Source organism: Shewanella dokdonensis (assembly GCF_018394335.1).
Classification (GTDB): domain Bacteria; phylum Pseudomonadota; class Gammaproteobacteria; order Enterobacterales; family Shewanellaceae; genus Shewanella; species Shewanella dokdonensis.
In genome coordinates this window covers 2,108,806-2,117,627 of the sequence record NZ_CP074572.1, presented here as the reverse complement: position 1 = coordinate 2,117,627, position 8,822 = coordinate 2,108,806, and the positions used below count along the sequence as shown (strand labels likewise).

The 8,822-nt window shown below is 50.1% G+C and carries 6 protein-coding genes and 3 pseudogenes; all 9 read right to left on the bottom strand.

The genetic code is table 11. From position 1 onward, the window contains the following. Positions 1-8: 8 nt before the first annotated feature. The 9 genes and pseudogenes from KHX94_RS10200 to KHX94_RS10160 all read right to left on the bottom strand — a co-directional run bounded on the left by KHX94_RS10200 (position 9) and on the right by KHX94_RS10160 (position 8,710). The gene (locus KHX94_RS10200; RefSeq protein ID WP_213683399.1) at positions 9-557 is read right to left on the bottom strand and encodes a COG4648 family protein; all 549 of its coding nucleotides are present in this window, start codon (positions 555-557) and stop codon (positions 9-11) included. Then, positions 557-804: pseudogene (locus KHX94_RS10195) on the bottom strand (acyl carrier protein). Before KHX94_RS10195 ends, KHX94_RS10200 begins: the two are co-directional and overlap by 1 nt. Positions 805-813: 9 nt before the next feature. Then, the gene (locus KHX94_RS10190) at positions 814-1,068 is read right to left on the bottom strand and encodes a phosphopantetheine-binding protein (RefSeq protein WP_213680562.1); all 255 of its coding nucleotides are present in this window, start codon (positions 1,066-1,068) and stop codon (positions 814-816) included. Beyond that, positions 1,055-1,846 (bottom strand): lysophospholipid acyltransferase family protein, encoded by a 792-nt coding sequence (locus KHX94_RS10185; protein WP_213680561.1) that lies wholly within the window; start codon positions 1,844-1,846, stop codon positions 1,055-1,057. The genes KHX94_RS10190 and KHX94_RS10185 overlap by 14 nt, the downstream gene beginning before the upstream one ends. Further along, the gene (locus tag KHX94_RS10180; protein ID WP_213680560.1) at positions 1,840-2,565 is read right to left on the bottom strand and encodes a beta-ketoacyl synthase chain length factor; all 726 of its coding nucleotides are present in this window, start codon (positions 2,563-2,565) and stop codon (positions 1,840-1,842) included. Before KHX94_RS10180 ends, KHX94_RS10185 begins: the two co-directional genes overlap by 7 nt. Positions 2,566-2,763: 198 nt before the next feature. Continuing rightward, a complete protein-coding gene (locus KHX94_RS10175; RefSeq protein WP_213680559.1) occupies positions 2,764-3,648 on the bottom strand; it encodes a DUF3014 domain-containing protein in 885 nt (294 codons plus the stop codon). Positions 3,649-3,821: 173 nt separating this feature from the next. Further along, positions 3,822-5,895, bottom strand: a pseudogene (recG, locus tag KHX94_RS10170) (ATP-dependent DNA helicase RecG). Between the two features lie 88 nt (positions 5,896-5,983). Further along, positions 5,984-6,912, bottom strand: a pseudogene (locus KHX94_RS10165) (calcium/sodium antiporter). 139 nt (positions 6,913-7,051) lie between these two features. Next, the gene (locus KHX94_RS10160; protein WP_213680558.1) at positions 7,052-8,710 is read right to left on the bottom strand and encodes an AMP-binding protein; all 1,659 of its coding nucleotides are present in this window, start codon (positions 8,708-8,710) and stop codon (positions 7,052-7,054) included. Positions 8,711-8,822 lie beyond the last annotated feature (112 nt).

Genomic DNA, 8,822 nt, shown 5'->3' with positions numbered 1-8,822 from the left:
ACCGTCTCTTACGATCTTGTCAGCCAAAAGTGGCGGTATAGCCATTCACTACCAGCCAGCAGGCCAATAAGCAGATAGGCAATGAAGCCGTTGTATAAGGTCCAGGTAGCTAAGCTGGTATACAACGCAGTGTAGGTTGCCATTGCACCATTTATCACAAACAGTAAACACCACAGCCAGGTCACTTTACGTAAATATGGCCGCGCGGCATCTGGCAACTGAGGTTCAGTAATGCTTGCCAGCCGTTCAACCATGCTTGGACCTTGCAGCAATGAACCGCCAAATAGCCCTAGCATGCACAGATTCATCACTACCGGATAGTACAATAACCAATGCTGCTGCTTTGCCACAAAACTGCTGATGGCTAGCAACAAGCCAAAAAATATCGGTAATGCTAGAGCCTTGAGCTGTTGTTGCTGTGTGAGCAACCGTAACAGCAGTAATAGCGCCAGTAGTGGTGCCAACAGATTGCCGGGCAGATAATTTAGCCCGAGATAGACTGCCAGCGGGTAGCCCAGCAGGAGTATCACCGTCACTGCTTGGGCCAGTTTACGCATCACTCATTGACCAGTTGCTGAATGGCACTGACCACATCATCCACGGTTCTTACCGCTTTGAAGGCCTCTGGCTGGATTTTTTGCCAGTGATCTGCTGCAGTTTTATCACTAAATCCACAGCATCAATACTATCTAAATCCAGATCCTGATACAGCGATGCTTCAGGCGTGATATCTGCCGCATCTATTTCAAATTCATCTTCCAGAATACGGCTCAGCATCTGCAGGATCTGCTCACGGTTTTGCATGACAGTCTCCTACACTCGCTGTGATTCAATAAACTTAGCTAACGTCGCGACACTGTAAAAGTGATCACGGGTAGCCTCAGAATTGGCTTCGATCTTGACATCAAACTGCTTTTTAATTGCCAGTCCCAACTCCAAGGCATCAATAGAGTCCAGTCCCAAACCGTCGCCAAAAAGTGGCGCGTCAGTCTCGATGTCAGCCACGCTGACATCCTCTAAATCCAGACTATCAATAATCAATTGCTTGATTTCGTTATGTAAGCTCATAGTGTTCATCTAATTGTTGTCTATAGTAAATTTCTAACTCGTGCGTGAGTTTTCTGGCTTGCTTAGCACTGCTGTCAGATGCAGCTTCTGGGGTGTCGATATGCCCAGCGAGCAACACCTGAATAGTCATGGTCTTGCGTGGGATTTCATACCAGGGATCCTGTTTGGTCAAGCCAGGATCTGTCACTTTCAACACCACGGGCAACAAGTTTGCGCCGCAGCGCAGTGCAATATTGGCAGCGCCGCGAGCGAAATCATTGATAACAGCACCTTTTACTGTGCGAGTACCTTCAGGGAAAATGATCAGATTTGTGCCCCGATTTAGCACTTGTCGGCAGTCTGCCAGCAATAGTTCAGCACCACGGTTAGGAATATAACCGGCGGCGGCAACCACACCGCGCATAAATGGATTGCGCCAAATCCCCTGTTTCACAATACAGCCAGCATTAGGCATCAGACTGATCAGCACCACAACATCAATCAGCGTCGGATGGTTAGCCACCACAACCATCCCCTGAGCCTGTCGCAGCAGTTGGCTCTGCGGTACTTGCAGATGGATCACGCCAGCCCAAGTCAGCATTCTGACAAAGCCACGGAACATCAGATGCACCGCCTTTTGTACCCGTTGAATACGTTTTGCTGGTGCCCCAGGCCAATACTTGAGAATGGGCAGTATTGTCAGCGAACTAAGCAGGCCACCAATACCAAAAGTGATATAACAGCTCATGCCTGCCAGCCACCGTGGTACATAGCCAATACCGTTAGCTGAACTCAACATGAGCGGCTCCCAGCAAGAAGTTGCCACTGCATTCCCGCTAGCGCGCCATCCAGACAGTCACCCGTTGCCAAACTCTGTAGCAACTCACCGTAGCAGAGTTGTCTGGTCTCCACCTTTTGCGGCGTTAAGGTCAAGGTTGCTATCCCTGGATGCGGCGCGGGCGCCAACACCAACGCCAGTGCCAACGGGTATTCGGGTTCATCGGTGAATTTATCATAAACAGGAGGCACTGGATCATCACCAAAAACCAACAGTATTGGGCTAGGATCTTCGGCTAACTGACCCCAACTTTCCAATAGCGCTTGAGCTAAGGTATGACTGCCAGCCGCAATGGAGGTGGAAGCCGCTTGATTCTGCGTCACTATCCCGAAAACGCCACTGGCCGTGTTATGCACTGACTGGCTGAAGCCTGTGGGTGACAACGGCTGTTTACTGAGAATATCCTCCAACAACACCACAGTTCGGTGTAGCTCACCATGTCGTGACGCAAAAACTGAACGGCAGTGCTGTGGCGCTGCTGCCTGAAAGGCGGCTTCTAGCATCATTTTAGTCAACCGACTAAAACGGCGTTTTTGCATAGAGGGTATTTGTGTTAATGACGGTGCAGCAGCAGACACAGGTGCAACTTTGTCGGCATGCTGCCAGTGTTGCCAGTCCTGTTGTTGCTGATAATCGGGAGACCATGCTCCCCAACTGAGAATGCTAAAAGCTAGTTGCACCGTTGAGTCTCTGAACTGTTAACCATCGCCTATGGCATGTCGGCAACATCCATGAGGTCCGGCAACAACTCTTCCTGTGTTTGATTCAGAATAAGTGGCTAGTTTACATTGAATGACGGCGTCTACAGAAGGTATTTGTTAACAGGATATTTGACCGTTAACAAAAAATGCCCATGGGGTCACATGGGCATTCATCTGTTATTGAGGCAGCAACGTTTGCAGATGACGTAACACTTTCTTGAGCTTTCGCGTGTTATCTGGCCCCATGCGGATCAGCAATTTCTGGGCATTGGGCAACGCTTCTAGTTTGGGATCAACAAACTTGTAATTAACACTGATGGAGTACAGTTCGATGGGTTCTTCAACAATCGGCGTTGCCAGCAGCACTTTAAGCGCCTGATGCAACCGCTGATTAAAACTGACATTGGGATAACCCAGTTCGGAAAATGCCTGATCCAGCAATGGTAACATCTGTTTATAGGTTGTCAGCAATTGCTCATCATTAAGCCCGCTGACAAAATCAGCATAAACATCATACCGATGGTAACTATCTGGATCTAGATAAGTTTTATTGGTGATATCCGATACGCTGAATTTTTGTGTTGGCGCTTTCATCGGACTGGTTTTACGTGCCAATTCCCCTTGCGCCAGATTGTCTACGAAGACCACAAATTGCCTGACCATGTCACTTTCATTCAGCAACGGATTGATATCCATGCCATCAGACATTTTCACCACTTTGTCATGCACAAATTTATCGCTGTCTGCCAGTGCGGGCAAAGGCTCTTGGGGTGGAGCAGTTGGTGTTTCTGCTGCGGGTTGCGCTTGTGGCGCCACAACTGGCTGCGGCTCTGGTGCTGGCTCAGGCACCGGGGCCTCAGTGGGTAGCGGCTGTTCTGGTGCAATATCAGGCAGACTAACGGCAGCTTGTTCTTCGCTCTGTTGCGGTGCTTCGTCTTTGGTCAGGTAATACCAACCACCGCCAGCCAGTACAACCACCAATAACGCTAGCCCCCAGACAATACCATTGCCACTGGCTGCCTGTTTGCCGTGAGTAATTCGGTCTTCTTCATTGACTTGCATAGGATATCCTTTCATCACAACAGTGAGGAGCGCCCCCTCATTCTGCAAATTTTATCGTGGTTGTCCACCCGGCAGCGCCAGGCTGACCGTGGGAAATTATGTAACAGAATCCTTTGCCGAATATTGTGCGGCAAGCGGAGTGAATATCACCTGAACAGATGCGGCTTTTTTGCTCAGGCTTGTACATATTGTTGTCTGTCTCCCAACCAGCGCTGAATAATGCCGTCAACATTTTCTGGTGCCTGCTGCATTAAGTGCTGGGCCAACTTCTGAATATGTGGGATCAATGCCTGATCACGCACTAAATCAGCTACTTTCATCTCAGCTAGCCCCGTCTGACGCGTGCCTAACACTTCACCTGGACCACGTATTTCCAAGTCTTGTTGAGCGATCACAAAGCCATCATTGCTTTGTCTGAGTACCCCCAAGCGTTTGGTTGCTGTCGGTGACAATGGCGGCTGGTACATCAAAACACAATGGCTGGCGACTGCCCCGCGCCCCACTCGACCACGTAGCTGATGCAACTGTGCCAACCCTAACCGCTCAGGGTTTTCGATGATCATCAGACTGGCATTAGGGACATCCACACCGACTTCTATGACGGTGGTTGCCACTAACAGGTTCACGGTCCCTTGTTTAAAACTGTCCATGACTTGCTGTTTTTCTGCACTTTTCATGCGGCCATGAACTAGGCCAATCTGCAATTGTGGCAAGGCAGTTTTCAGCTCTTCCCAGGTGTCCTCGGCGGCTTGGCACTGCAACACTTCAGATTCTTCAATCAAGGTACAGACCCAGTAAGCCTGGCGGCCATCCTCGAGTGCGGCTTTGCGCACCCGCTCAATCACTTCTTGGCGTCTATGGTTACTGATAGCCACCGTAGTCACGGGTGTTCTTCCGGGGGAGTTCATCAATGATAGAGGTGTCCAGATCGGCATATGCCGTCATCGCCAGCGTCCGTGGGATTGGGGTAGCAGTCATGATCAGCTGATGAGGATAATACCCCTGTGCCGCCCCTTTTTCACGTAACCCTAAGCGTTGGTGCACACCAAATCGATGCTGTTCATCAATGATAATCAGTGCCAAGTTGTGAAACCGTACCTGTTCTTGAAAAATCGCATGGGTGCCGATGACCATCTGCGCGCTGCCATCAGCAATCTCCTGCAACGATTGTTCACGCGCCTTGCCTTTCAGTTTTCCTGCCAACCAGCCGACTTTCAATCCTAAGGGAGCAAACCAGAGGTTGAAATTTAACGCATGTTGTTCTGCTAGCAGTTCGGTAGGCGCCATCATTGCCACCTGATAGCCGTTTTCAATCGCCTGTAGTGCCGCCATTGCGGCCACTAAGGTCTTCCCGGAACCGACATCTCCCTGCACCAGCCGCATCATTGGCTGTGGTTTTGCCATATCATGGCCGATATCCGCCACCACTCGTTGCTGAGCGTTGGTTGGCCGGAATGGCAACGCCTGGAGAAAGGGTTGCAATAGCTGGCCCGTAGCAGGCAAGGATACCGCTTTATCATGGTTACTGCGTTGCCGTAACTTCAACATACTGAGGTTATGCGCCAGCAGTTCCTCTTGCACTAACCTTTGTTGTGCCGGATGCTGCCCCTGCAACAGGCGGACTTGGTCAACATCGGCTGGGGGCCGGTGCAGTATGCGCACCGCGGTTGCCAAGCTTAACTGGTTGGGTTGCAACGCCGCAGGAATTAACTCCTGTAGACCGCCCTCTTGCAGTAATTCTAACGCCTGACCGCTGAGCTTGATCCAACTGGCCTGTTTCAACCCTTCGGTGGTGGGGTAAATAGGGGTAAGACTATCACTAAGTTCTGCGGCTTCTCCCGCACGGAAGATTTTGTACTCTGGATGAATGATCTCTGCTTGATGATTGCCGTGACGTATTTCACCATAGGCTCGGATCATCAACCCCTGTTGCATGGCATTACGCTGCGCCGCCGAAAAATTGAAGAAGCGTAAGGTCATAGTGCCGCTGGCATCCCGTACATTGCACAGCAGCATACGCTTGCGGCCATTGATAATCTGACTCGACTGAATTTCAGCCTCGATGGTGCCATAGTCGCCAGGATGCAGTTCAGCGATGGCGTAGATACGCGTACGGTCTTCGTAGCGCAGCGGCAGGTGGAACAGCAGATCCTGTACTGTGTGAATTCCCAGCTTGTCCAGCTTGCCCGCCATTCTGGCAGCAACGCCTTTCAGCTCGGTAATGGGAATAAGATCCAGTCTCTGCAAAACATTAGTACCGGATTACTGTGAATTTATACATATATTATCAAAGATTAGCCCTTTGACAATGCGATAATTGCCCGCTGCCACATTATCAGGCCGTTGCGTGAGTCACCAGCCAACCCATGTACGCCAGATATGCCAGCAACAACAGTAAGCCATCGCGGCGACCAATACGGTAACCGCGATGAGCCAGTGGCAGCAGTAAAATTGCTAATAACAACATCACGCCAAAATCGAGAATGCTGAAACCAGCAGCACTGATGGGGTGTACGAGTGCGGTAATCCCTAAAATCCCTAACAGGTTAAACAGGTTAGAACCGACCACATTGCCAATGGCAATATCACTTTGCCCCTTGCTAGCCGCAACCATTGAGGTCACCAATTCCGGCATGCTGGTACCGATGGCGATGATGGTCAGGCCAATAACGACTTCACTGATCCCAAAGGCGCGCGCTAATTCCACGGCACCGTCAACAAATAACACACCGCCACCGACCAAGCAGCCGATACCTACTGCGATAAAGGCTAGTGACAGCAATGGATTACGCGGACCAGCTTCTATCTCTTCCGCATCATTGTCGTTCGCGGAGTAGTAGCTGTAGATGAGATATCCTAACAGCAGTAATGACAGCAACAGACCATCCAACAGACCAAGGGTGCCATCCAGCAGTAACAACCATACCAGCACTGAAGCGGCAATCATCAGCGGGATATCTCGGCGTACCATCTGTGACTGCACACCCACCGGACGGATCAACGCGGTTAACCCTAGGATCAGGCCAATATTGGCAATATTGGAACCAACCACATTGCCCAACGCTATGCCGGGGCTGCCCGCCAATGCCGATTTGACGCTGACCGCCAACTCTGGCGCACTGGTGCCGAATGCCACAATGGTCAGGCCAATAACAAGGGGGTTACACCAAGCCGCAATGCAATGGCACTGGCGCCTCTCACCAAGGCTTCTGCACCAAAAGTGAGGATCAGGAATCCCCCAAGAATTGACATGAAAATCAGCATGTTTATTACGGCCTACGAGTTAATACGGTGAATAGCGTTGGAGTGTCAGCATAAGGGGTTTACTTGGCAAAGCAAGATTTTTTGACAGAATATGTCAGAAAGGTCCCATGAACATCAGGACCTTTCAGACTGGAGTCGCTTAAATCTCATCTTCCCAGACAACCACTGCCCCTCGACAGCCGTCGACTTTAGCTGTGTAGCGTTGCTCTAACACATGGCGTTTGATTTTCAGTGTCGGGGTCAACACATCATTTTCGATAGTCCATGGCTCATTCACAACGACGATGGCATCGACTGTCTCATGGGATTCTAAGTTGGGATTAATGGCATCCAGTGTCGCTTTCAGCGATGCCCTTACTTCCTCTCTGGGTTGCAGTGTTGCCCCTTCTGCGAGTTGTACCAGTGCCACCGGATGAGGCAGACCAGAACCAATCACACACAGCAGTTCAACATGTGGATCCTGTGCCAGTTTACGTTCAATTGGCACAGGTGCAACATACTTGCCTTTAGCGGTTTTGAAGTTGTCTTTCACGCGACCCGTAATGCTGACACAACCCTCTTTATCAATCTCACACAGATCGCCAGTGCGGAAATAACCCTCTTCATCAAAAGCGGCGGCGGTGGCTTCGGGCGCTTGGTAATACTCTTTCATCAACCCTGGGCTTTTGACCAGTAATTCGCCGTCAGCCGCACGTTTAATGCTGCAACCAACTATCGGCTTACCAACGGTGCCAATTTTGCTGGCATCAAACGGATAATTGATAATGGAGTAAGCACAGTTTTCAGTCATTCCCCAGGCTTCACAAATATCCAGTCCAATGCTGTGATACCACTGCACCAGTGACGGTGGAATAGGGGCAGAACCTGAACCTAATAGTCGTGACTTGCCCAGCCCAAGCCCTTGATGGATCTTACGTTTTACTAACCAATTCAGTAGTGGAATTTTCAGCAGCAGATTCAGTTTGTTAAAGCTACCGACCTTGTCGATAATATTTTTCTGGAACAAGGTCCACAGCCTTGGCACTGAGAAAAACACGGTAGGCTGCATCCGTTGCACATCCGTAACAAAGGTATCTAGGCTCTCAACAAAGGCGACTGGGCAGCCCGCATAAAATGATGAGCCTTCAATGGCAACACGCTCTGTGATGTGTGCCAATGGCAAATAGGATAATAAGCGATCTTGCTGGTTGGCTTTGAGATCGCGCACCACGGCATTACAGGTCCAGCTGTAACTGGCAAAAGTTTGCACGGCACCTTTGGGCTTACCGGTAGAACCTGACGTATAAATAAGCGTCATTACCTGTTCAGGTAATGGCTCTGGCGCTTCCAGTAACGGTTGCCCCATGTTCAACAACTGCAACCATTGATATTGGGCGGGCATAGTATCGTAAGGCAGTGCCAGGCGCAGTAATTCACCACCGACGCCCGTTTCCTGTTCCGCCCAGTGATCCAGCTTACCGACAAAAATGGCTTTGCTGCCGCTATGTTCCAGCACATAACGGATAGTGTCAGCGTTAGCGGTTGGATAGATAGGCACACTGATATAGCCGCCGTACATCAGCGCCAGATCCGTGATAAACCATTCCGCACAGTTCTTTGACAACAGAGCTATTTTGTCTCCTGGTTGATAGCCAAGATGGCGTAGCGCTCCCGCCAGACGTTGCACGGTTTGTTGTACCTGACGCCAACTGTAATCGCGGAACTGACCTTTTATTGGTTGCCGCAAATACACCGCGTCCCCCTGGACATCAGCCCACTGAGCTAACATTTCTACTGGGCTTTTATACGATGCTGACATGGCCTTTCCCCTATTAGGTTAACGCGCCGCAGTATTCCCCAAAAATACAGTGGCTACTGAAACTCTATGTTTTCTAAAATATAAAACGCTTGTTTGATTATGAAGGGCAAAT

What these genes read in the sequence shown, in the direction of transcription:
- KHX94_RS10185 (WP_213680561.1), bottom strand. Translation starts at nt 1,846, where the DNA reads ATGTTGAGTTCAGCTAACGGTATTGGCTATGTACCACGGTGGCTGGCA.
- KHX94_RS10200 (WP_213683399.1), bottom strand. Translation starts at nt 557, where the DNA reads ATGCGTAAACTGGCCCAAGCAGTGACGGTGATACTCCTGCTGGGCTAC.
- KHX94_RS10190 (WP_213680562.1), bottom strand. Translation starts at nt 1,068, where the DNA reads ATGAGCTTACATAACGAAATCAAGCAATTGATTATTGATAGTCTGGAT.
- KHX94_RS10175 (WP_213680559.1), bottom strand. Translation starts at nt 3,648, where the DNA reads ATGCAAGTCAATGAAGAAGACCGAATTACTCACGGCAAACAGGCAGCC.
- KHX94_RS10160 (WP_213680558.1), bottom strand. Translation starts at nt 8,710, where the DNA reads ATGTCAGCATCGTATAAAAGCCCAGTAGAAATGTTAGCTCAGTGGGCT.